Raw genomic sequence first — 21,355 nt, 5'->3', positions numbered from 1 at the left:
TGGCCGCCACGCTGAAGCAGGATGAGGTATTCTACGATGACGATGCCCGGCGACCGGCTGACGACGCTTGAAATCAGCGCCGCCGAACATGAAAAGACGATCGAGGAGCTTTCCACTCAGATCGTCGAGCAGTGGAAGGTGATCGAGAGCCTGCAAAAGAAGGTCGATGCGCTGGCCGCCCGCTTTCTGGCGCTCGAGGAACAAGGCGCGGCGGACGTGCCGGTGACCAGGCCGCCGCACTGGTAGCGCGGCGAAACTGTCTCTCGGCGGCGATCCCATTCTCTTGAACACAGGCCTCTTTACGGGCTGGCCCGCCGGTCGCATGATTGCCGAACGGAGGGTTGCCATGATCGATGAAGGCGATCGCCTGGCGCGGGCCGGCCATTACGTGCTCGGCCTGATGGATGACGAGGAGCGCGAGCGCGCCGAACGCGATCTCGAGCGCGACGGGGCTTTTCGCGACGCCGTGCTGAGCATTGCCGAGCGGATGCATGTGCTGGACGCCGGTCCCACGCCGGACAGCAAATGGCGGGCGATCTCTGAGCGCATCGCCGAAATGCCGCAAATGCGCGGCGTCGCGCCTGCCATAACCCTGGCAGCAATGCCGCAAACAGCCGGTCCCAAGGTGGCCATTCATCGCGTCGGCCTGCGTTCCGTCCGGGGCTGGCGTACAGCACTCGTGGCTGCCAGCCTGATCGCCGCCTTCGCACTCGGCTACGTCGCAGGCATGTCCAGCGTTCCGGAAGCGCCTGGGATGGTTGAACGCACCAACCCGTGAGTTCTACCGATTGTCCGCCGAGGGCTCCCACAGTTCAATCGGATTGCCTTCCGGGTCATGGATGCGGCAGAAGCGCCCGGCTTCCGAATCCCACTCCGCACGGGTCTCGACTGCGATACCCGCCGCCTTGAGATCGGCCATCATCGCGTCGAGATCGTCGACGCGGAAATTGATCAACCATTGCTGCCCGGCGCGCCCGAAATAATCGGTGTTTTCGGCGAAGGGCGTGAACACGGTCGGCCCCGCCTGCTGCCGCCACACCGTCCTTGCTATGTCGTCTATGCCGAGATGCGTCTCATACCAGGCGGCGAGCGCCTTCGGATCGCGCGCGCGGAAGAAGAATCCGCCTATGCCGGTCACCTTGGCCATTGTTGCTCTCCCTTGCATGCGCCCGGTTCACCGGACGACGATCGGCCTCCGGGATCTTCCGATCAGCAGCGGTGTGAGGGTCACGATTCCGATCGCCGACGACACCGCCAGGAACCAGCCGAATCCCGGCCAGCCATAACTCTCGATGACCTGGCCGGCAAGCGGCGGGCCGAACACAGTGCCGATACCGCCAGCCTGGCAGACGAGGCCTATGGCGACAGCGGCCGAGCCGCCCTTCGGCAGAATCAAGGGAATAGAGGCAAAAAGCGCCGAAGCGGTGACACCGCCCGAGATCGCCAGCACGATTGCCGCGAGCGTTGCGGACCAACCCGATGTCCCGGCGAAAGCCGGCAAGGCGGCCGCCGCGGTCGCGGCGAAGCCGATTGCGGCAAGCCAGGCGGCAAAGCGAGCGTCGCGGCCGCGCACCAGCCAGCCGGTCAGGAGATTGCCGAGCGGAACGAGCAGCGCGATCGTTCCGGCCGAGAGCACGATTGCCGATGCACCCCCCGCGATGAAGGCTGGCATGAAGGCGAAGAAGCCGACCGACAGGATCACATAGACGCCGAAAGCGAGCGAGATCAGCGCCACGCCGGCGGTCATCGTGGCGGCGAACGCGCCGCCGCCCTCTTCCGCATTGGGGCGCTGCGGGCCATCGAAATCCGCGACTTTGAATACGAGTGGGGTCGCTGCGGCCGCAAACAGCGCAAAGCCCAGGATCGCCGCAAGCAGATAGTTGGTCTCGCCCGCCGGCAGGATACGGGCCGCCATGAAATCGGCGACGGCGAAGCCTACCGGAACGAAGCCGCCCCAGATCGCCAAAACTGGCGCGCGCCAAGTTGGCGGCGAGATGGAATTTAGCAGCGCCGGAATGGCGATGACCAAGACCAGATAACCGGCCCCCTCGACGGTGCGGGCAGCGAGGATGGCTTCAGGCTTCTGCAGGAAGGCGAGCGCGATGCCGCCGGCGGCCATGACCACGCAGGCTGCCGCGAAGCTTACACGCATGCCGGCGCGCTCGATGGCCCATCCGGCCGGAAGTGCCGCCAGCGCCACGAATATGCCGATCGTCGAGGTCAGCCAGCCGATCAGGACCAGCGAGAAGCCGATGTCGTCCTGGTACCAGCCGACCAGCGGCGCGATCTTGCCGAGTTGGGTTCCGGCCAGGATGCCGGCCAGGAGCAGAGCCGCGATCGCCGTCAGGCGCATGCTTTTGTCGGTCATCGGCTTGTCCTTTACGTCCGCCGCGCACGCAACAGGCGTCGGCTCCGCATTACTCGGGCATGAATGTTTCCGGATGACGCCGCCGGATCGCACCGGCCACAAAAAAGCCGCCGGCGCGAGGCCGGCGGCTTCATTTCCTGAAATTAGGATCAGTACGGGCAGGAATTGTCCGACATGTAGTCGTGGACCTTGATGGTTCCGGCGATGATGTCGGCCTTGGCCTTTTCGGCCGCTGCCTTCATCTCTTCGGTCACGAGATCCTTGTTGTTCTCGTCCATGGCGTAGTCGACGCCGCCCTCCTTGAGGCCGAGATCGTTGATGCCGGGCGTGAACTTGTCGTTCTTGGCGTCCATGAAGGCGTTGTAGACCGCGACGTCGACACGCTTGACCATGGAGGTCAGGATCTTGCCGGGCTGCAGGCCGTTCTGGTTCGAGTCGACGCCGATGCCGAGCTTGCCGGCATCCGCGGCGGCCTGGAGCACGCCGACGCCGGTGCCGCCGGCGGCTGCGTAGACGACATCCGCGCCCTGGTCGATCTGCGACTTTGCGATCTCGCCGCCCTTGGTCGGGTCGTTCCAGGCGGCGGGCGTGTCGCCGGTCATGTTCTGGATGACATCGGTCGCGCCCGCAGCCTTTGCGCCGCCGACATAGCCGCAGCCGAAGCGGCGGATCAGCGGAATGTCCATGCCGCCGACAAAGCCGACCTTCTTGGTCTCAGAGGCCATGGCGGCCATCACGCCGACGACATAGGAGCCTTCCTGCTCCTTGTAGACGACCGAACGGACGTTCGGCTTGTCGACGACCATGTCGATGATGGCGAATTTGGTGTCCGGGAAATCGGCCGAAACCTTCTCGAGGGTAGCGGCCCAGGAGAAGCCTGCCATGACGATCGGGTTGTTGCCGTCCTCGGCAAACTTGCGCAGCGCCTGCTCGCGCTGGGCGTCGTTCTGGATCTCGAAATCGCGGTATTCGACGCCGGTTTCGGACTTGAACTTCTCGGCGCCGTTGAAGGCCGATTCGTTGAAGGATTTATCGAATTTGCCGCCGAGATCGTAGATGATCGCCGGCTTGATGTCCGCGGCAAAAGCCGGGAAGGACATTGCTGTTGCGGCCAGAAGGCCAAGAACCATACGCTTCATGTGATCCACACCCTGTCGGTTGTTTTTCGTTGGATGCCGCGTCAAGCTCGTTCCCCGGGCGCTTCGCAGCATTTGGCGCAGGGCTCCGCCCCCGCTCGGCAGCCACTCTTGCACGGCGAAAAACAAAATTCACGCGGAATCTTGACCATTTGGAAAACCCCGCGAGGCAAGCATCCCGCGAGGTTAACGGCCGAAACGGCCTGGTCGGGGCAGCCCGGGGAACCGCTCTATGCCGATGCAGCCTGCGGCATGGCGCAGGCAACTCCGGTGCCCCTTAGATTGCAGTAGCCGTAGGGATTCTTGGCCAGATATTGCTGGTGATCCTCCTCGGCGAAGTAAAATTCCGGCGCCGGCGCGATCTCCGTGGTGATCTTGCCGCGGCCCGCGCCGCGCAGCGAAGCCTCGTAGGCGTCGCGCGAGGCGACTGCCGCCTGGTACTGCTCATCGCCAACAGTGTAGATTGCCGAACGGTAAGTGGTGCCGACATCGTTGCCCTGGCGCATCCCTTGCGTCGGGTCGTGGTTTTCCCAGAACGCCTTCAGGAGCTCGGCATAGGAGATGATTTTCGGATCGAACACGACCAGCACGACCTCGGTATGGCCGGTCAGGCCGGTGCAGGTTTCCTGGTAGGTCGGGTTGGGCGTGACGCCGCCGGCATAACCGGCCGCGGTCACCCATACACCATCCATCTGCCAGAACATGCGCTCGGCGCCCCAGAAGCAGCCAAGGCCGAACATCGCCCTTTCCATTCCTTCCGGATAAGGCCCCTTGAGCGGCCGCCCGGAAACGAAATGCGTCGAGGCGGTCGGGATCGGCCTGTCACGGCCCGGCAGCGCCTCTTCGGGCTTGGGCAGGTTCAGCTTCTTGTTCAACATGTCGCTCAGGAAGAACATCTGCAATTCCTTTCCTTGTTCGGGCGATCCACCGGCGGCTGCGGCGGCCGGATGTCAATTTCACGCGGCAAAACGGCCAACCCGCCGCTGCGGCCGGCGGCCGATCGCATAGAGCAGGAAAGCGATCGCGCCAAAGACGACAAAGCCGGGCAAACCGAGCACCAGGACCGCGACCGGATCCCAGATCAGCGGGTGAATACGGTCCTGGACGAAAACCCGCACGGCATCCAGCGTGTCGGGCGACATCGTCATCCAGCTGGTATTGAGCGGTGTCAGCACGAGTTGTTCGGCCGCTATGGTGCGCGTGGCGTCCAGCACCGCCATAATGACGGCGACAGCCAGCGCGATCATCGCAAGCAGCCGGAACAGCAGGCGCACCATTCATATCCTCAGATTTCGAGACGAGACATATGGTGCGGTGCGACACTTCGCAATCAGCCACACGCGAATTTGAAGGTCCAAGGGCGGGAGCGAAGCCGGCAGCGGCGGAAATATGGTCGCAACCGACAAACAATGCACGGCGCGCGGCTTGGCATTCGCCGCGAGATCGACTAGATGAGCCCCGGCGTCCGCCATGCCTTGGAGCCCAACGATCGAACGGGCTCCGAAGTTTGATCAGCGCATGATCTCGTCTGAAAAGTTTGCAACTTTCGGGATCAGGCTCTGGCCGGAAGCGGACGCATGCGGAGAGATGGCCGAGTGGTTGAAGGCGCACGCCTGGAAAGTGTGTATACGGGGAACCGTATCGCGGGTTCGAATCCCGCTCTCTCCGCCATACGCCCATGCCTAAGCACTTGAACTCGTTGTTAGTTTCCGAAACACGGGCAGAACTAGCCAATCCCACCCCTAATTCGGGTTGGCGACGCCACCCTTAATGAACCGTGCGCGCCGCAGCCTCATCTTCGTCATGCCGCATCGCCTTCCGAGAGCCGAATGATGGAGGCAGCGAACTTCGGCCCCCACTTCCTCGCTTCAAGAAGCCCGCAAAGGCCGCTCGTCATTCTGCACTTGCCCCATGCTGACATCGCCTGCGCCTTTATCATGATGCCCGCCATCGAGGTTTCAGAGAGCGCCATTATGGCGTCGACATGAGCGGTCAGCGCCTTCGCCGTTTCAGCTTCGCGCGTTTGGGCAGCGCGGATGCCCGAGGCTTTCAGGATGCGAGCGCATTCGGCTTCGTACTTTTTTGCGAACGCGAGTTGCCGCTTGGTGTCCTTCAGCTTGTTGCGGATGTCAGCCCGACGCGCTTCGCTCTTGATGCGCTTGCCTGCTATCTGACGTTCATCAAACTCCACTTCCCATGCGAGGTCTTTGGCCGACCAGACGCGAAGCGGTTTTTCTTCGCCAAGACGTGTCAGACCACCGCCCGACAGGCCGCGCTCGATTTCATCGCCATAGTAACGACGCTCTCGACAGACGATTGCCTCGGGAGCAGCAGGCCAGAGCGGTCATCGCACCGTCGAGCGCTCATTCGCGTACGCTGACAGAACTCAATGCGGCGATTATTAGCGCGATTGAGGCCATTACTGCCGATACAGCGCCGTGGATGAAAACCCCGCCGGCTTACCTGCATCCGGGGGTCAAGCGAGACTGCTGAACGCAAAAAAGCCCCGCCGCGTTTGACTGGAAGCGGCGACCGTTTACGTTTATCCTGCCGGCTGTCGCAGACGGAGGGGTTCCTAAAGGATGAGGGTTCTCATTAAGGCTGGCCGGTCGCTGGCCCGCCGGGTGTTGGCCCGTATGGGGTTTGTTGCTCCGCGTCGAACGCCCATAGCAAAATTCCTGGGCTCCGAAATAAAGAGCGAGGTAACGAAACCGCAATACGACAACGACTCGCGCGTGAAACGCGCCCGCAAAAACGCTAAGCATCTGGATTCTTTGCTCGATCTGCGCGGCAAACACGTTCTCGAAATCGGCCCGCACCTTGGGGATTTGAGCGTTGTCCTCGCCTCGGAATACGGTTGTGATGTCGTCGGTATTGACCCGCTGACGCACCCGAACTGGCCGGAAGTTCAGCAGCACCCGCGCATCCGTCTGATTGAGGGCGACATCGCCAATCCGCCGCCGCTCGAAAACGAGAGCTTCGACCTAATTATTTCCTTCGTGGTATGGGAGCACATCCGGCATCCCTGGTCAGCACTGCAGCACTGCCAGCGGCTATTAAAACCAACCGGGAAGAAATTTCTGCGCGCAAATCTCTATCGGTCGGCCATCGCCAGCCATCTGTACCGCCAAGTCAAGGAACCGTGGCCGCACCTGATGTTTTCACCTGATGAGATCAGGGCACGATTCAACCGGCCGGACCTTGGCTGGGCGTTTTGGGTCAACAAGCTGACCTACCAGCAATATCTGTTCTACTTCCGCCAGCTTGGGTTCTTCATTACCCACGAGCATTTCTGGCAGGTTCATTTCGACCGCGAGTATTACGACGCAAACGAACAGACTCTCGGCCTATATCCCGAATGGGACTTGAAAACCGACTTCTTCGAGGTGGTGCTTGAGTTCGACCCCAGGCAGCCGAAGAGGCCGATCCCCGATCCGGTTTATCGCCTCCCTAAGTGGAGAAAATATCTCGCCCGGAAATGGTTGAGATTTCAAGGCGCGTAGAACACCTTTTCATCTGTCGAGTCGGATGGCTCCTCATGGATCTCATCCGAAGCCGGCTTGATCCGGAACCACGCGGCATAGAGCGCGGGAAGGAAGAGCAGGATCAGCACCGTGCCGACCGCCGTGCCGCCGATCAGCGTATAGGCCATCGATCCCCAGAAGACGGAGTGCGTGAGGGGGATGAAGGCCAGCACGGCGGCGAGTGCCGTCAGGATCTCTTCGAGGCGCCCGCGGCTGAGGCGGGCGCTCTTCTATATTTACGAAAGGGACACCCCCTATGAGGATCGGAATCATAGGCGCTGGAAACATCGGCGCCACATTGGTACGAATGCTTCGGGCGCGTCCTCTCCTTAAGGCCGTCACCGGGCTTGCAATGCGGTGGCGCATTGCGACATTGGCTGCATGAGCACGTCCGCACAACCAACGCGTCTGGTCCGCTCCGAAAAGAAACGGCGTCGCATCCCCGTTGCCGTCATCATGGCATTGAGTTTCGGCACGCTCGTGTTCCTGTCGGTCGGCGGTGTGCTCGCTTTGTCGGTCGGTGCCAATTTTCGCAACACGTTCGACCTGCTCGGCGCGCAATCAACGCTTCTTATCGACGCGATGGAGGACTCGCTGCGCGCCGAGATGGGAGACGCCGAGAACGCGGTGAACGGCATCGCGCAGCTCTATGCCCAGGGCGAGTTCCAGATCGACGACGGGGCGATGTCTGCAGCCGTTGCCGGTGCTCTAGCTGCCGCTTCGGGGGTCGAGGCGATGCTGATCTGCACCCCTGACCTGGTCTGCCGCGGCGCCGCGCGCTCCATCGAAAACAACGTTGCAACGGGCGCGATCGAGCATTTTCCGGCCGAGCCCGAGAAGTCGCCCCAAGTCCGCGCCGCGCTCGAGCAACGCCGACGGGTCGGCGGCCGGCAGTGGGGGGCGTTCGTGGCCAACGAGTTCGGCCTATACGCGCATGTCTCCGTGCCGCTGGCACGTGATGGCGTGACGCATGCATGGGTGATCGCGGCGGTCGAATTGCAGAAACTGTCCGATATCACGCGGGAGCTGTCATCGCGATTTGGCACGCATGCCTTCATTCTCGATGGCGAAGATCGCGTGCTCGCCGACCAAAGGCTGGCCGATCCCGACGCTCTGAAGAATGGCGTCCTGCCGCTGACGCCGCTGGCCACGTATGGCGATCCGGTATTGGCCGCATATAGCTCGCGCAAGGTAGAGCGGGAGTTCGACACGCGCCACGCCCGCGACATAGAAATCGCCGAGATCCGCGTTGATGACCGAGACGATCCTACCTCATGGGAAGGAGAGAACACTTACATCGCCATCACCCGCAAGATCACCGGCTATGGCGATAAGCCCTGGACGATCGGCGGGTATTTCGAAAGCAGTCAGATCAGTGACGAGATCGAGCGGGTCATGGGGTCAGCTCTGCTTGGTCTTGGGGCGATGGCGGTGGCGGTCATCGTAGCGATTCTACTTGGCAGGCGCCTGTCGCGCCCTATCCAGGCGATCGCCGGCCAGGCTATGCGCGTTGCCGATTTCGATCTCGACGGCGTGAGCCCCCTGCCGCGCAGCAGGGTGCTGGAGTTGGACAACCAGGCTTCGGCGTTCAATGCCATGCTGATCGGTCTGCGTGCATTCTCGACCTATATTCCGCGCTCGCTGGTGGCCAAGCTGGTGCGCACCGGGGAGGTCGGCATCGCCGAACCGCGCGAAGCGGTCGTCACCGTCATGTTCACCGACATCGCCGGGTTCACCACGCTGTCGGAGCAGATGGACGCCGCCGCCGCGGCCAGGCTGCTGAACCACCACTTCGCGATCCTGTGCGGCGCGGTCGACGCACATGGCGGTACTGTCGACAAGTTCCTGGGCGACGGCATGCTGGCGTTCTTCGGCGCGCCGGACCGTCTGAAGGGCCATGCCGCCGCGGCCGTCCGCGCCGCCGCGGCGATCCGCGAGGAGCTGGAGAAGGACAATCTGGAAGCGGTCGGCGAAGGCCGGCCTCCGCTTCATGTCCGCATCGGCATCCACACGGGCTCCGTCATCGTCGGCAATATCGGCGCATCCGACCGCGTCAACTATACGATCGTCGGCGACACCGTGAATGTCAGCCAACGGCTGCAGGACCTCGGCAAGCAGCTCGAACCGGGCGCCACCGCAGCAATCGCCATTTCCGGCGAGACTGCGTCGCGGCTCAACGAAAGGTTCGAAACGATCCCGGCGGGCAAGCACCGGCTGCGCGGACGCGGCGAGGCGACTGAGGTCTTCAAGCTTGGCAAAGTCGCGACGTCAGCATCGCCCCCTATGGACGTTCACCGCGCCCAAGCGGGCTGAGTAACATGCCGCTTCCATGGCGCTGACCGGCGCTTTGAAGAAGCCGACGCTTTGGGAATGGTACGGCGCAGGACGCCGACGACCGCATCATCTACGATAGCAGCACCGGCAAGCTGATCTATGACGCTGATGGCAGCAGCGTCGGAGGGACGGTGCAGTTCGCCCAGCTTGTCGCCGGGCTTGCACTCACCAACGCCGATTTCTTCATTGTTTGAGGAGCAGCGTCACAGCACGCATCCTGAAAAATCCGCGGTCGGAAGCCTGAAACCGTGTCGCGCCCTTCGGATTCCTCCTGGCCTTTGCCGGGGGAATCCACCCAGGGCGTGAGATAGGCTTCCCCCGCGATTGCGTGATTGCGTGGCCGCAGGGCGGGATTTTGCCGTACGCTACGATCAAAGATGCGTGAAATGATGCGGATTTGCCCCTGAGAGCCGCGGAAAGCCACTTTTTCAGGCGGCGGCGGGCACTCGCTCGCCGTGCAAAACTCGGAACATTTCATTGGCACGGCTGTTGAAACCGAGGGGTCAGTGAAATGACCCGTGAAATCCGTACAGGAGTAAAGGCCATGAAAATTCTTCTAGCCACGGCATTCTCCGTCGTTCTCTCGCTCTCCGGAGCCGTCTACGCCCAGGAAACTGGCGCCACCCAGCCAGACGCGCTCGGCACCGACGATGATGCAGGAGGCGGCGCAACCGATGCCCCCACCTATCTCGAAGGACCCAACATCCATCGGTTCTATGTGGATGAAGGGATGACGACCCTGCGTCCCGAAGTAGAGATCAGGACCACATACCTGGCCTTGCCCGAGACCGACAGGACTAGCTTGGTGGTGGCCTGCGACAAAAACGACGACGTGAGATTCACGGATCTGTGCCGGACCATCGGCGGGATGTAACAATCCTGAAAGCGAGCGAAGCCCGCTCCGGTCGACCGGGGCGGGCTTTTCTTTGTCGGACACGCCAAAACGTCGTTAGTTGGTGGGACCGCGCCGGAGCCGCGCCCGGCTTAACGCCCCCTTAAATCGCCGCATTTACTGTCCAATCCGGCGCCGGCAAACGGGACTGGACAGCGGACGGCATGGCGAACCGGGAAAAGACGCGGATCGAACCGACGTTCGACGGGCCGTCGCGGGGAAAATCCTCGCAGGGTCTTTCGGCGAGCGAGGACGACCGCGTCTTGCCGCGCCATCGCAAGCCGGCAGCAGGCAAGCGCAAATCCGCCAAGACCGCGCGCGGCCGGACCAGAAAGCGGCGCGGACTGTTCGGCGGGTTCGCGAGGCTGTTCTACTGGTGCTTCGTGATGGCGATCTGGGGTGGCATCGCAGCCGCCGGCATCGTCGCCTGGTACGGCGCGCAGATGCCGAGCGCTACGACCTGGGCCATCCCCGACCGCTCGCCCAACATCAAGATCGTTTCCGTCGACGGCAAGCTTCTCGCCAATCGCGGCATGACCGGCGGCGAGGCGGTCGGGCTGCACGAAATGTCGCCCTATATCCCGCAGGCGGTTATGGCGATCGAGGATCGCCGTTTCTATTCGCATTTCGGCATCGATCCGATCGGGCTCGCGCGGGCGGTGTTCGAGAATGTTACCAGCGGCCGCTTCTCGCAGGGGGCTCGACGCTTACCCAGCAGCTTGCAAAGAACCTGTTCCTGAAACCCGACCGGACGATCGAGCGCAAGGTACAGGAGGTGCTGCTGGCGTTTTGGCTGGAGCACAAGCACACCAAGGACCAGATCCTGGAAATGTACCTGAACCGGGTCTATTTCGGCTCCGGCTCCTATGGCGTGGAAGCGGCCTCGCGCCGTTATTTCGGCAAGTCGGCGCGCGACGTGACGCTTTCGGAGGCAGCGCTTCTCGCGGGCCTGCTGAAGGCGCCGTCGCGGCTGTCGCCGGCGCGCGACCCGAAGGCAGCCGAAGATCGCGCGCAGCTCGTATTGGCCGCGATGCGCGGCGAAGGCATGATCGGAGAGAAAGAACTCACCGTAGCGATGAGCGCGCCGGCAACCCGCGCCGCCGCCTACTGGACCGGCTCGGAGCACTACGTCGCCGACCGCATCATGGAGGAGCTGCCCGGCCTGATCGGCGATGTCCGCGCCGACATCATCGTCGACACGACGGTCGACATGACGCTGCAGGATATCGCCGAAAAATCCATCCGCCGGCTGATCGTGGAGAATGGCGACAAGCTGAACGTCAGCCAGGGCGCGCTGGTGTCGATCGACAATTCGGGCGCGGTGCGCGCCATGGTCGGCGGCTACGACTACGCCAACAGCCAGTTCGACCGCGCCTCCGAGGCGCGCCGACAACCCGGCTCGGCCTTCAAGCCCTTCGTCTTCCTGGCCGCGGCTCGAGCAGGGCCGTACACCGGCCAGCGTCCGCACCGACGCGCCCATAAAAATCGGCAAATGGACGCCGGAAAACTACAACGGCAAATATTTCGGCAAGGTCACGCTGGCGACGGCGCTGGCGAAATCGCTGAACTCGGTCGCGGCGCAACTCACCATGGAGGTCGGCCCGGAAGCCGTGGTCGAGGCCGCCCATCGCATGGGCATCGAATCCGAGCTCCAGGCCAACACCTCGATTGCGCTCGGCACGTCCGAGGTCACGCCGCTGGAGCTCACCGCGGCCTATGTCCCCTTCGCCAATGGCGGCTACCGCCCGGAAGTGCATTTCATCCGGCGTGTCACCACGACCTCCGGCGAGGTGCTTTACGAAAACACCGGCGGCTCCGCGCCGCGCGTCATCCGGCCCGAGATCGTCGGCATGATGAATTCGATGATGACCGGAACGGTCGAGACCGGCACCGCCACCAAGGCTGGCTTCGCCTGGCCGGCCGCCGGCAAGACCGGCACCAGCCAGAAGTCGCGCGACGCCTGGTTCGTCGGCTACACCGCCAATCTGACCACCGGCGTCTGGTTCGGCAACGACGACGACGCTCCGATGAAAAAGGTCACCGGCGGCGCCCTGCCGGCGCAGGCGTGGCATGAGTTCATGGTGGCGGCGCACGAGGGCGTGCCGGTGGCGCGCCTGCCCGGCTCATGGACGCCCACGCCGCAGACGACGCCTGGCTTCGAGGATGCTGTTTCCGATGCGATCGCTGGGACCGAAAAGACAGCGCCGCAGCCGGCCCGTCAGAAGCGCGCCGTCGAGACGGTCGAGGCCGCCGGCGGCTTTGAACTGCCCCGCCAGGACGCGCCGACCGCTTCGATACGCCGCCCGGTGCCGTCGGCCGAAGTCGGCGGTCCGGCGGTGAAGCGCCAGACCTCGATCCTGGACATCATCCTGGGCAACTAGAGCTTGATCCCGAAAAGTTGCAGACTTTTCGGATAAGATCATGCGGAAGAACAAGCAGAGGCGATTCAATCGGAATCGATCGCCTTTGAGACGAGGGATCGCCCTCTCGCCAGCTTGAATGGCATCGGCTACATAGCGGGTTGGAGAAGATTGATCCTATGGCCGAGATAGACACCCGAAAAACCATTGTCCTCACCGGCGCCAGCCGCGGCATCGGCCATGCCACGGTGAAGCGCTTTTCGCGCGAGGGCTGGCGCGTCATCACCTGTTCCAGACAGGCGTTCACTGCCGACTGCCCCTGGCCGGCCGGCCCCGACGACCATATCAAGGTCGACCTGGCCGATCAGGAGGACGTCGGCATCGCCATTTCGGAGATACGGCACCGGCTCGAAGCGCATGGCGGCAAGCTCCACGCTCTCGTCAACAATGCCGGCATTTCGCCCAAGCTCAAGGACGGCAGCCGGATGAACTCGATCGATACGCCGATGCATCTCTGGCGCGACGTGTTCCAGGTCAATTTCTTCGCGCCGATCATGCTCGCGCGCGGGTTATTCAAAGAGTTGGCAGCGGCAGGCGGCTCGATCGTCAACGTCACCTCGATCGCCGGCACCCGCGTGCATCCATTCGCCGGAACGTCCTACGCCACTTCGAAAGCGGCCCTCGGCTCGCTGACCCGCGAGATGGCGGCCGATTTCGGTCCGCACGGCATTCGCGTCAACGCTATCGCCCCCGGCGAGATCGACACGGCGATCCTGTCGCCGGGCACGGAAAAGATCGTCGAGACGATACCGCTGCGCAGGCTCGGCGCGACCTCGGAAGTCGCCGACATCATCTTCTTCCTGTGCTCGACCCAGGCGTCTTATGTCACAGGGTCCGAGATCCACATCAATGGCGGCCAGCACGTCTGAGGATCAGGCGGCAGGCGGCGGGTCGTCCGGCTTAGGCTCGTCAGGCCCATCGCCCGACAAAGGCGGCTCCGTGCTGCCTTCCAGAACCTGTTCCACGATGCCGCGCGCGATCTCGCGCTCGCCCATGATCACAGTGTCGGCGCCGAGCCCTTTCAGGTGCTCGACCTCGGCGTCGGAATGGGCGCGGGCGATGATGGCGATGGCGGGATTGGCGGCCCGCGCGCGCAGGATGATCTGGCCGGCTTCGAAGGCGTTAGGGATGGCGAGGATCAGCCGCTTGGCGCCGACGGCATTGGCCGAGGCGAAGACGTCGCCCTTGGCGGCGTTGCCGGCCACGGTCTCGATGCCGTCGGCGTGCAGCCGGGCAAGCGTCTTGTCGGCGTCCTCGATGACGAGAAACGGCAAGCGGGCCTGCTTCAGCGCCTGACCGACCAGGCCACCGACCCGGCCGTAGCCCACGAGGATGGTGTGCTCGTTGAGCTTGGTCATCGGCGGCGGGCCGTTGTCGGCCGGCGTTTCGGCCTCGGCCAACGTCGCTACCTCACCGGGCTCCGTCGCCGGCGCGACCGGTTTGGCCGCAGGGGCAACAGTGGTTTTTCCTGTCCGCTTTTCCAGCCAGGGCTTGAGGCGCTCGGCGCTGGCAAAGACCAGAGGGTTGAGCACGATGGAAAGGATCGCGCCGGCGAGGATCAGGTCGCGCCCCTGCTCGGGTAGCAGGTTCAGGCCGACGCCGAGTTCGGCAAGGATAAAAGAAAATTCGCCGATCTGCGCCAGGCTGGCCGAGATGATCAGCGCGGTGGCGATCGGGTAGCCGAAAGCAATGACGATAAGGAATGCCGCCACCGACTTGCCTATGACGATGATGAACAGCGTCGCCAGGATCGGCCAGGTCTCGTGAAACAGGCTGGTCGGATCAAACAGCATGCCGACGGAGACGAAGAACAGCACCGAAAACGCATCGCGCAGCGGCAGCGATTCCTCCGCCGCCTGATGCGACAGTTCGGATTCGCTCATGATCATGCCGGCAAAGAACGCGCCGAGCGCCAGCGATACGCCAAACAGTTGCGCCGCGCCGAAAGCGACGCCGAGCGCAATGGCGAGGACCGCGAGCCGGAACAATTCGCGCGAGCCGGTATGCGCGACATAGTGCAGGACCCACGGAATGACCCGACGGCCGACCACGACCATAACGATGACGAAAGCGGCGACCTTGGCCAGCGTGATGCCGACGACGCCCCATATGCCGGCGTCGAACGGCAATGACAGGAGCCCGCCATCGCTTTGCGTCGCCTGCTCCGTGCCGCCGAGGACACCGGCGAGCGCCGGCAGCAGCACCAGTGCGAGCACCATCGCCAGATCCTCGACGATGAGCCAGCCTACGGCGATGCGGCCGCGCTCGGTCTCGATCATGCGGCGCTCCTGCAATGCGCGCAGCAGCACGACCGTACTCGCCACCGACAAAGCCAGACCGAAAACGATGCCGGCGCCGACGGGCCAGCCCAGCATCCAGGCGAGGCCGGCGCCCAGCGCCGTCGCAAATCCGATTTGCACCACGGCGCCGGGGATCGCGATCGCCCGTACCGATAGAAGATCCTTGAGCGAAAAATGCAGGCCGACGCCGAACATCAGCAGGATCACGCCGATCTCGGCGAGTTCCAGCGCCAGGCTCTGGTCGGCGACGAAGCCGGGCGTGTTCGGGCCGACGAGAACGCCAGCGATGAGATAGCCGACCAGCGGCGGCACTCGAAAACGGTTAGCCAGCGCCCCGAAGATGAATGCCAGCCCCAGACCGGCTACGATAGTTGCGATCAGGGGCGTTTCATGCGGCATTGTTCAGAGTGCGCCTTTCTAGAAAATGGAGGACTGCCGCGAAAGTCGCCGCGATTCCAATATGGTGGAGAGGTCAGTCCCCGCGCAACCCCGACTTGGCGGGATATCCGGCCGTCGGTACATTTAATGAAAATTTTTGCGCCTGCCCCAAGCAACCGCACGAGGGCCGTGTGACGAGCGCACGGCCCTCGGCGAAATCATTACAGCGCAAGAGGCGTTCTTACGCCTCCTGAAGAATCCGTTCGATTTCCGGGACGGGATGATTGGTCAGCGTCTTCGGCACTTCCGCGAGGATGCGGTCGGTCACTTCCTTGTGCAGCTTCCTGCGCATTTCGCCCAGCACCAAAGGCGGAGCGATCAGCACGATCTGCTCGAAATCTCCGCGATGCGCCATCGTGTAGAGCCGCTCGGCGATCTCGTCGGCGAAGCGTTCCTTGCCGAGCCGGTGCCAGTCCGTGTCGGCGACCGCGCTCTTGTGTATGTTCGGCCCGTCGCTGAAGCGTCCGGGGCGGTCGGTGCCCTGCTCTCGAGTCGCCGGATTTTCGTCGCGCACTTCGCGTACAACATTGAGGTCGGGGGTTCGGGCGTCGCCGTCATTCTTCAGGAACAGCGCCTTCTCGCCATCGGCCACCAGTATCCAGAGGCCGTGCTTCAGCCTGACATCGCTCATCGGACGCTTCCTCATTGTTATCGGCTTGAATGGTGGCGGGATTTGCTTTTCTCTTCCTTCTGCACGCGTGTCGCGCCGGCGGGGCGCTCGAAGCCGCGTTTCATATCGTCCTGGCTGCCCACGTCGCGAGCCACGCCGCCGCCGCTTGCGCCGCCTTCCATGCTGCCTTCGGTGCCGAGATGTTCGGCGCTTTCGAGCTGTTTGTCGTGTTCGCTCTTCTTGCGTTCCATGCCGTCATCTCCGTATTGTTGGCTGTCGTCACTAACGCCGGCTAGGCTCCGATGTTCCGCCAATCCGACCGGCGGCGGCGAGGTCTAAGAATTATTTTTCTGCCTGTCGGGCATAATCCGGAAAATGGATCGTCATGCGCGTGGCGTGACGCGAGGCCATGCCTTCTTATGGCAAGAGCTTTCGCCGACAATCCCTATCCAGTGTCCAGGAGCCTGCCTGAAGTGACCAACGGCGCAGCGAAACTCAATGCATTTCCCGTCTTCGTGCGGGTTGAAGGCGAAGCTGTGATCATAGTCGGCGGCGGCGAGGAGGCGCTGGCCAAGGCGCGGCTGCTGGGACAGACGAGCGCCCGCCTCACGATCGTTGCGGATCACGCCGAGCCTGCCCTCGCCGCATGGATTGCCGCCAATGGCGCGACGCATGTGAATGCCCCTTACGAGCCTGCGCTGCTCGAAGGCGCGGTGCTGGTTTTTGCCGCAAGCGGCGACGAGGCGCTCGACCGGCAGGTGTCGAACGACGCCCGTCGGCTCGGCATCGCCGTCAATGCCGTGGATCGCCCCGAACTCTGCGATTTCTTTACGCCCGCTCTGGTCAACCGCGCGCCGCTGGCGGTCGCCGTTGGCACGGAAGGCGCGGGTCCCGTTCTGGCGCAGATGGTGCGGGCCAAGATCGATCGCATGCTGCCGCCCTCGCTCGGGCCGCTCGCCGCGCTCGGCAACTCGCTGCGCGAGGCCGCCGACAGGGTTTTGCCCAAGGGCAGCCGCCGCCGCAGATTCTGGAACGATTTCTTCACCGGCGCGCCGGCGCGTGCGATGGAGATCGGCCATGCTTCCGAGGCCCGTGCGGCCGCCGCCGAACTCTTGGCGCGCAATGCGCCCGCCTCGGGTCATATCGCCCTGGTCGGTGCCGGACCGGGCGCCGAGGACCTGCTTACGCTGCGGGCGCAGCGGCATCTGATGGAAGCCGACGTGATCATGTATGACGCGCTTGTGCCGGAGGCGGTTGTCGCCATGGGCCGGCGCGACGCCGAGCGGCTGCCGGTCGGCAAGCGCAAGGGCTGCCATTCCAAGTCGCAGGATGAAATCAACGCGCTGCTGGTCAAGCTCGGCCGCGAGGGCAAGCGTGTGGTGCGGCTGAAGTCGGGCGATCCTCTGGTCTTCGGGCGCGCCGGCGAAGAGATGCAGGCGCTGCGCGATGCGGGTATTTCCTACGAAGTGGTGCCGGGCGTCACCGCCGCATTCGCCGCCGCCGCCGATTTCGAACTGCCGCTGACGCTGCGCGGCGTGACCTCGTCAATGGTGTTCACCACCGGACACGACCTCAAGGGCTCGACGCTGCCGGACTGGGCGAAGCTCGCCATTTCCGGCGCGACGGTCGCCGTTTATATGGGCCGCTCGGTCGCCGCAGACGTCGCGGCGCGACTGATCGAAGCCGGGCTGTCGCCCGACACCGCGGTCGCGGTCGTGGAGAACGCCAGCCTTGCCGATCGCCGGCTGTTCCACGGCACGATCGCCGACCTTCCGGCGCTTCAGGCCCGCGATGAACTTACCGGGCCGGTCATGACACTCATCGGGGACGCCGTCGCCGGCGCCAACTTCGCACGGTCGACGCCGCTCGCCGCGCAAAACCGCGTTGCCGCGGCACGAGAGACCGAGGGAGCAGAAAGATGAAAGTTCTCACCGCAAACCGCCTCACCGATGGCGAAGCCGTCTGGTATGCGACGGACCATTCCTGGGCCGAAACCATCGACAATTCCGAAATCGCCCGCGACAAGGCCGGCGAGGAAAAGCTCGAGGCGATCGGCAAGGCCGCTTTTCTGAACAATGAGGTCGTCGACGTCGACATGATCGACATTCAGCTTGTCGACGGCACTATCCGCCCGATCCGACTGCGCGAGCAGATCCGCGCGAGCGGACCCACCAACCGCAACGATCTCGGCAAACAGGCGCGGCCCGCCGTGCCGCAAGCCGCCTGAGCCACCGGCTGACCAGCCCTGAAAGACAAAAATGTACCGCTACGACGAGTTTGACCAGGATTTCGTGAATGCCCGCGTCGCCGAGTTCAGCGACCAGGTCGACCGGCGCTTGGCCGGCGAAATCACCGAGGACCAGTTCCGGCCGCTGCGGCTGATGAACGGCGTCTATCTGCAGCTCCACGCCTACATGCTGCGCATTGCCATCCCCTACGGCACGCTGCACCCGCGGCAATTGCGCATGCTGGCGCATATCGCGCGCAAATACGACAAGGGCTACGGCCACTTCACGACGCGCCAGAACATTCAGTTCAACTGGCCTGCCTTGTCGGACGTGCCGGCCATCCTGGCTGATCTCGCCTCGGTTGAGATGCACGCCATCCAGACCTCCGGAAACTGCATCCGCAACGTCACCGCCGATCATTTCGCGGGCGCTGCCGCCGATGAAGTCGCCGATCCGCGTCCCTATGCCGAGATCCTGCGGCAGTGGTCGTCGGTCCACCCGGAATTCTCCTACCTGCCGCGCAAGTTCAAGATCGCGGTGACGGGGGCGGAGCGCGACCGCGCCGCGATCAAGACGCACGACATCGGCCTGCATCTCAAGAAGAACGAGAAGGGCGAACTCGGTTTCGCCGTCTATGTAGGCGGCGGCCAGGGCCGGACGCCGATGATCGCCAAGAAGGTGCGCGATTTCCTGCCGGAGAGCGAGCTTCTCTCCTACTGCACGGCAATTCTGCGCGTCTACAATCTCAACGGCCGCCGCGACAACAAATACAAGGCGCGAGTGAAGATCCTGGTTCACGAGACCGGCGTCGAGGAAATCACCCGTCAGATCGAGGCTGAGTGGGAGGCGCTGAAGGACAGCGAGTTGAAGCTGCCGGAAGCCGACATTCGCGCCATAGAGGCCTATTTCGCGCCGCCCGCCTTAGTCGCACGCCCTGGGGGCGACGAGGCGGTCAAGACCGCGCGGCTGGACAGCAAGAGCTTCGGCGAGTGGCTGGACCAGAACGTGTTCACGCATCGCCATCCCGACTATGCCGCAGTGACGATCTCGCTGAAGGGCATCGGCGAGGCTCCGGGCGATGCCTCGGACAGCCAGATGGAAGCTGTCGCCGACATCGCCGAGAAATACGGCTTCGACGAAATCCGCGTCACGCATGAGCAGAACCTGGTGCTGCCGCACGTAGCGCGCGCCGACCTCCGCGCCGTCTATGACGCGCTGGTCGAGATCGGCCTTGCGACGGCCAATTACGGCCTGATCAGCGACATCATCGCTTGTCCGGGACTGGATTATTGCGCGCTGGCAAATGCCCGTTCTATCCCGGTCGCGCAGGAGATTTCGCGCCGCTTCGCCTCGTTGGAGCGGCAGCGCGACATCGGTGAGTTGAAGCTGAAGATCTCCGGCTGCATCAATGCCTGCGGCCACCATCATGTCGGCCATATCGGCATACTGGGCGTCGAGAAGAAGGGCGCTGAACTCTATCAAGTGACGCTCGGCGGCTCGGGCGACGAAAACACGTCGATCGGCGAGATCATCGGTCGCGGCTTCGGTCCGGAAGAGATCACCGACGCTATCGAGACGGTGGTCGAGACCTATCTGCGCATCCGCGCCGACCGTTCCGAAAAATTCCTCGACGCCTACCGCCGCGTCGGCGCTGCTCCGTTCAAGGAGGCGCTCTATGGAAGCGAAGCGAAGGCTGCCTGACTTGGAAGCAGAGACGCTGGCCGAAGCCGCGCGTCTCGACGCGCTCTACGGTCACCTCCCGCCCGCCGAGATTATTTCGCGCGCGATAGAGCTGTTTGGTCGCGGCGACATCGCCGCAGTGTCGTCCTTCGGCGCGGATTCGGCCGTGCTGCTGCATATGGTTGCCGAGATCGACCGGTCGCTGCCGATCATCTTCCTCGACACCGGCAAGCATTTCGGCGAAACGCTCGATTACCGCGATGCGCTGGCCGCCGATCTCGGCCTGAGCGACATCCGCGTCATCACGCCGGAGGAAGCCGCGCTAAACCGCGACGATCCGGACGGTAAGCTTCACCTTACCAACACCGATGCCTGCTGCGCCATTCGCAAGGTCGAGCCGATGGCGCGCGGCGTCGAGCCGTTTCGTGCCTGGTTCACGGGTCGCAAGCGGTTCCAGGCCGCTACGCGGCAGGCATTGCCGGTCTTCGAGGCCGTAGGCACTCGCATCCGCATCAATCCGCTCGCGCGCTGGACCACCGCCGATCTGGCCGACTATATGAAAACGCATACACTGCGGGAAAACCCTTTAGTTGCCTATGGCTATCTCTCCATCGGCTGCTTTCCCTGCACCTCGATCGTGCAGCCGGGCGAGGACGCGCGCAGCGGCCGCTGGGCTGGACAGGCCAAAACCGAGTGTGGCATTCATCTGCCCGAACTCGACCGGTCGCTCGCCAGCGCGGCCCACTAGGAACTTTTCGAATGTCCGAACCGAACGCGCCGACCGCCACGCGCCTGTGGACGCCGCAAGGCTTTCGCGAGGACGAATGGATCCACGCCGAGAGCGCCGATGCGCTCTCCGGCAATGGCCGTTTTATACTACCGTTGCAGGCTTTCCTCGATCTCGATCCAGAGGTGCGGAAATCCGCGAAGGAACGTCTCGGCGTCTTGCTTCTTCCCGGTGATGCGCTGGAAAAGATCGCCGAACTGCTGGACACGGTCTCGCTCGTCGCGCTCGCGTTTCCGGCGTTCAACGACGGCCGCAGCTTCTCCAAGGGAGAGCTTCTGCGCAGCCGCTACAGCTTCCAAGGCGCGGTCCGCGCCACGGGCCAGGTGCTGATCGACCAGCTTCCGCACATGCTGCGGCTAGGCTTCAGTGAATTCGAGGTGTCGCATCCGACATTGATCGCCCGCCTCGAAGCCGGGCGCACTGGCGGCATTCCGCTCTACTATCAGCCGACGGCCAAGCCGGCCGGCAAGAGCGTCGGATACTCGTGGCGCCGGGCTCCCACCGCTTAGCCGCCGTTCACCCAAATATGTGATCCGCGCCGCCAACGCCGCGCCGCATTTCCGGCTTTTCCTTTCAGAGTTTCCGCCATAGGATGCGCGCGATTATTTCGGCTGCCGAAATAAATCTGATCTGGGAGG

The 21,355-nt window shown here is 63.6% G+C and carries 21 protein-coding genes, 1 tRNA gene and 3 pseudogenes; 14 read left to right on the top strand and 11 right to left on the bottom strand.

Features of this window, described 5'->3' with window-relative positions; translation table 11 throughout:
• Positions 1–36: 36 nt before the first annotated feature.
• Together ACG873_RS27430 and ACG873_RS27425 are read left to right on the top strand one after the other, a co-directional pair.
• Positions 37–246: a SlyX family protein gene (locus ACG873_RS27430; protein WP_394888881.1), complete on the top strand. Its 210-nt coding sequence runs from the start codon at positions 37–39 to the stop codon at positions 244–246.
• Positions 247–346: 100 nt separating this feature from the next.
• Positions 347–778, top strand: a complete 432-nt coding sequence (locus tag ACG873_RS27425; RefSeq protein WP_394888880.1) for a hypothetical protein — start codon at positions 347–349, stop codon at positions 776–778.
• A gap of 3 nt (positions 779–781) precedes the next feature.
• Here ACG873_RS27425 and ACG873_RS27420 read toward each other — a convergent pair whose 3' ends face one another.
• The 5 genes from ACG873_RS27420 to ACG873_RS27400 all read right to left on the bottom strand — a co-directional run bounded on the left by ACG873_RS27420 (position 782) and on the right by ACG873_RS27400 (position 4,781).
• Positions 782–1,147: a VOC family protein gene (locus ACG873_RS27420; protein WP_394888879.1), complete on the bottom strand. Its 366-nt coding sequence runs from the start codon at positions 1,145–1,147 to the stop codon at positions 782–784.
• A gap of 27 nt (positions 1,148–1,174) precedes the next feature.
• Positions 1,175–2,368 carry an MFS transporter gene (locus ACG873_RS27415; RefSeq protein ID WP_394888878.1) on the bottom strand — a complete coding sequence of 398 codons (1,194 nt, stop codon included), beginning with the start codon at positions 2,366–2,368 and terminating at the stop codon, positions 1,175–1,177.
• A gap of 149 nt (positions 2,369–2,517) precedes the next feature.
• Positions 2,518–3,507, bottom strand: coding sequence for a BMP family lipoprotein (locus ACG873_RS27410; RefSeq protein ID WP_394888877.1), 990 nt, complete (start codon positions 3,505–3,507; stop codon positions 2,518–2,520).
• 227 nt (positions 3,508–3,734) lie between these two features.
• Entirely contained in the window at positions 3,735–4,400 is a 666-nt protein-coding gene (msrA, locus tag ACG873_RS27405; RefSeq protein ID WP_394888876.1) for a peptide-methionine (S)-S-oxide reductase MsrA, read from the bottom strand.
• A gap of 60 nt (positions 4,401–4,460) precedes the next feature.
• Positions 4,461–4,781, bottom strand: a complete 321-nt coding sequence (locus ACG873_RS27400) for a hypothetical protein (protein ID WP_394888875.1) — start codon at positions 4,779–4,781, stop codon at positions 4,461–4,463.
• Positions 4,782–5,085: 304 nt separating this feature from the next.
• Between ACG873_RS27400 and ACG873_RS27395 the strand changes: the two genes are divergently transcribed.
• Positions 5,086–5,175, top strand: a tRNA-Ser gene (locus ACG873_RS27395).
• 130 nt (positions 5,176–5,305) lie between these two features.
• Here the strand turns inward: ACG873_RS27395 and ACG873_RS27390 are convergent.
• Positions 5,306–5,695, bottom strand: coding sequence for a hypothetical protein (locus tag ACG873_RS27390; RefSeq protein WP_394888874.1), 390 nt, complete (start codon positions 5,693–5,695; stop codon positions 5,306–5,308).
• Positions 5,696–6,086: 391 nt separating this feature from the next.
• On the opposite strand from ACG873_RS27390, the gene ACG873_RS27385 reads away from it, so the two are divergent.
• Positions 6,087–7,007, top strand: coding sequence for a class I SAM-dependent methyltransferase (locus ACG873_RS27385; RefSeq protein ID WP_394888873.1), 921 nt, complete (start codon positions 6,087–6,089; stop codon positions 7,005–7,007).
• Here ACG873_RS27385 and ACG873_RS27380 read toward each other — a convergent pair.
• Positions 6,995–7,222: pseudogene (locus ACG873_RS27380) on the bottom strand (hypothetical protein); the annotation flags it as partial. The gene ACG873_RS27385 and the pseudogene ACG873_RS27380 sit on opposite strands and share 13 nt — an antisense overlap.
• 187 nt (positions 7,223–7,409) lie before the next feature.
• Here ACG873_RS27380 and ACG873_RS27375 point away from each other — a divergent pair.
• The 3 genes and pseudogenes from ACG873_RS27375 to ACG873_RS27365 form a co-directional block, all read left to right on the top strand.
• Entirely contained in the window at positions 7,410–9,341 is a 1,932-nt protein-coding gene (locus ACG873_RS27375) for an adenylate/guanylate cyclase domain-containing protein (protein WP_394888872.1), read from the top strand.
• A 565-nt stretch (positions 9,342–9,906) separates the two neighbouring features.
• Positions 9,907–10,236 (top strand): hypothetical protein, encoded by a 330-nt coding sequence (locus tag ACG873_RS27370; protein ID WP_394888871.1) that lies wholly within the window; start codon positions 9,907–9,909, stop codon positions 10,234–10,236.
• A 182-nt stretch (positions 10,237–10,418) separates the two neighbouring features.
• Positions 10,419–11,227 (top strand): annotated as a pseudogene (locus ACG873_RS27365) (transglycosylase domain-containing protein); the annotation flags it as partial.
• Between the two features lie 152 nt (positions 11,228–11,379).
• On the opposite strand, the gene ACG873_RS27360 reads toward ACG873_RS27365, so the two are convergent.
• Positions 11,380–11,586 (bottom strand): hypothetical protein, encoded by a 207-nt coding sequence (locus ACG873_RS27360; protein ID WP_394893829.1) that lies wholly within the window; start codon positions 11,584–11,586, stop codon positions 11,380–11,382.
• Here ACG873_RS27360 and ACG873_RS27355 point away from each other — a divergent pair.
• Positions 11,585–12,635, top strand: a pseudogene (locus ACG873_RS27355) (transglycosylase domain-containing protein). The gene ACG873_RS27360 and the pseudogene ACG873_RS27355 overlap by 2 nt on opposite strands.
• A 158-nt stretch (positions 12,636–12,793) precedes the next feature.
• Complete coding sequence (locus ACG873_RS27350; RefSeq protein WP_353643668.1) at positions 12,794–13,543, top strand: SDR family NAD(P)-dependent oxidoreductase; 750 nt, start codon at positions 12,794–12,796, stop codon at positions 13,541–13,543.
• A gap of 3 nt (positions 13,544–13,546) precedes the next feature.
• On the opposite strand, the gene ybaL is transcribed toward ACG873_RS27350, so the two are convergent.
• The 3 genes from ybaL to ACG873_RS27335 form a co-directional block, all read right to left on the bottom strand.
• Positions 13,547–15,373: a YbaL family putative K(+) efflux transporter gene (gene ybaL / locus ACG873_RS27345; protein ID WP_394888870.1), complete on the bottom strand. Its 1,827-nt coding sequence runs from the start codon at positions 15,371–15,373 to the stop codon at positions 13,547–13,549.
• Between the two features lie 220 nt (positions 15,374–15,593).
• Positions 15,594–16,043, bottom strand: coding sequence for a host attachment protein (locus tag ACG873_RS27340; RefSeq protein WP_394888869.1), 450 nt, complete (start codon positions 16,041–16,043; stop codon positions 15,594–15,596).
• A 17-nt stretch (positions 16,044–16,060) separates the two neighbouring features.
• A complete protein-coding gene (locus ACG873_RS27335) occupies positions 16,061–16,273 on the bottom strand; it encodes a hypothetical protein (RefSeq protein WP_394888868.1) in 213 nt (70 codons plus the stop codon).
• Between the two features lie 222 nt (positions 16,274–16,495).
• Here ACG873_RS27335 and cysG point away from each other — a divergent pair, with 222 nt between their 5' ends.
• The 5 genes from cysG to ACG873_RS27310 are packed head-to-tail and all read left to right on the top strand — an operon-like array spanning position 16,496 to position 21,226.
• Positions 16,496–17,944, top strand: a complete 1,449-nt coding sequence (gene cysG / locus ACG873_RS27330; RefSeq protein WP_394888867.1) for a siroheme synthase CysG — start codon at positions 16,496–16,498, stop codon at positions 17,942–17,944.
• Positions 17,941–18,249 (top strand): DUF2849 domain-containing protein, encoded by a 309-nt coding sequence (locus ACG873_RS27325; RefSeq protein WP_394888866.1) that lies wholly within the window; start codon positions 17,941–17,943, stop codon positions 18,247–18,249. Before cysG ends, ACG873_RS27325 begins: the two co-directional genes overlap by 4 nt.
• A 31-nt stretch (positions 18,250–18,280) precedes the next feature.
• Positions 18,281–19,951: a nitrite/sulfite reductase gene (locus ACG873_RS27320; protein ID WP_394888865.1), complete on the top strand. Its 1,671-nt coding sequence runs from the start codon at positions 18,281–18,283 to the stop codon at positions 19,949–19,951.
• Entirely contained in the window at positions 19,926–20,678 is a 753-nt protein-coding gene (locus ACG873_RS27315; protein ID WP_394888864.1) for a phosphoadenylyl-sulfate reductase, read from the top strand. Before ACG873_RS27320 ends, ACG873_RS27315 begins: the two co-directional genes overlap by 26 nt.
• 11 nt (positions 20,679–20,689) lie before the next feature.
• The gene (locus tag ACG873_RS27310; protein ID WP_394888863.1) at positions 20,690–21,226 is read left to right on the top strand and encodes a DUF934 domain-containing protein; all 537 of its coding nucleotides are present in this window, start codon (positions 20,690–20,692) and stop codon (positions 21,224–21,226) included.
• Positions 21,227–21,355: the final 129 nt, after the last annotated feature.

The sequence above is a fragment of the Allomesorhizobium aridi genome (assembly GCF_043769475.1).
GTDB lineage: Bacteria > Pseudomonadota > Alphaproteobacteria > Rhizobiales > Rhizobiaceae > Allomesorhizobium.
This window is presented reverse-complemented; position numbering and strand designations above follow the sequence as displayed.

What these genes read in the sequence shown, in the direction of transcription:
- ACG873_RS27430 (WP_394888881.1), top strand. Translation starts at nt 37, where the DNA reads ATGACGATGCCCGGCGACCGGCTGACGACGCTTGAAATCAGCGCCGCC.
- ACG873_RS27425 (WP_394888880.1), top strand. Translation starts at nt 347, where the DNA reads ATGATCGATGAAGGCGATCGCCTGGCGCGGGCCGGCCATTACGTGCTC.
- ACG873_RS27420 (WP_394888879.1), bottom strand. Translation starts at nt 1,147, where the DNA reads ATGGCCAAGGTGACCGGCATAGGCGGATTCTTCTTCCGCGCGCGCGAT.
- ACG873_RS27415 (WP_394888878.1), bottom strand. Translation starts at nt 2,368, where the DNA reads ATGACCGACAAAAGCATGCGCCTGACGGCGATCGCGGCTCTGCTCCTG.
- ACG873_RS27410 (WP_394888877.1), bottom strand. Translation starts at nt 3,507, where the DNA reads ATGAAGCGTATGGTTCTTGGCCTTCTGGCCGCAACAGCAATGTCCTTC.
- msrA (WP_394888876.1), bottom strand. Translation starts at nt 4,400, where the DNA reads ATGTTCTTCCTGAGCGACATGTTGAACAAGAAGCTGAACCTGCCCAAG.
- ACG873_RS27400 (WP_394888875.1), bottom strand. Translation starts at nt 4,781, where the DNA reads ATGGTGCGCCTGCTGTTCCGGCTGCTTGCGATGATCGCGCTGGCTGTC.
- ACG873_RS27385 (WP_394888873.1), top strand. Translation starts at nt 6,087, where the DNA reads ATGAGGGTTCTCATTAAGGCTGGCCGGTCGCTGGCCCGCCGGGTGTTG.
- ACG873_RS27375 (WP_394888872.1), top strand. Translation starts at nt 7,410, where the DNA reads ATGAGCACGTCCGCACAACCAACGCGTCTGGTCCGCTCCGAAAAGAAA.
- ACG873_RS27370 (WP_394888871.1), top strand. Translation starts at nt 9,907, where the DNA reads ATGAAAATTCTTCTAGCCACGGCATTCTCCGTCGTTCTCTCGCTCTCC.
- ACG873_RS27360 (WP_394893829.1), bottom strand. Translation starts at nt 11,586, where the DNA reads ATGGCGCGCACCGCGCCCGAATTGTCGATCGACACCAGCGCGCCCTGG.
- ACG873_RS27350 (WP_353643668.1), top strand. Translation starts at nt 12,794, where the DNA reads ATGGCCGAGATAGACACCCGAAAAACCATTGTCCTCACCGGCGCCAGC.
- ybaL (WP_394888870.1), bottom strand. Translation starts at nt 15,373, where the DNA reads ATGCCGCATGAAACGCCCCTGATCGCAACTATCGTAGCCGGTCTGGGG.
- ACG873_RS27340 (WP_394888869.1), bottom strand. Translation starts at nt 16,043, where the DNA reads ATGAGCGATGTCAGGCTGAAGCACGGCCTCTGGATACTGGTGGCCGAT.
- ACG873_RS27335 (WP_394888868.1), bottom strand. Translation starts at nt 16,273, where the DNA reads ATGGAACGCAAGAAGAGCGAACACGACAAACAGCTCGAAAGCGCCGAA.
- ACG873_RS27325 (WP_394888866.1), top strand. Translation starts at nt 17,941, where the DNA reads ATGAAAGTTCTCACCGCAAACCGCCTCACCGATGGCGAAGCCGTCTGG.
- ACG873_RS27320 (WP_394888865.1), top strand. Translation starts at nt 18,281, where the DNA reads ATGTACCGCTACGACGAGTTTGACCAGGATTTCGTGAATGCCCGCGTC.
- ACG873_RS27315 (WP_394888864.1), top strand. Translation starts at nt 19,926, where the DNA reads ATGGAAGCGAAGCGAAGGCTGCCTGACTTGGAAGCAGAGACGCTGGCC.
- ACG873_RS27310 (WP_394888863.1), top strand. Translation starts at nt 20,690, where the DNA reads ATGTCCGAACCGAACGCGCCGACCGCCACGCGCCTGTGGACGCCGCAA.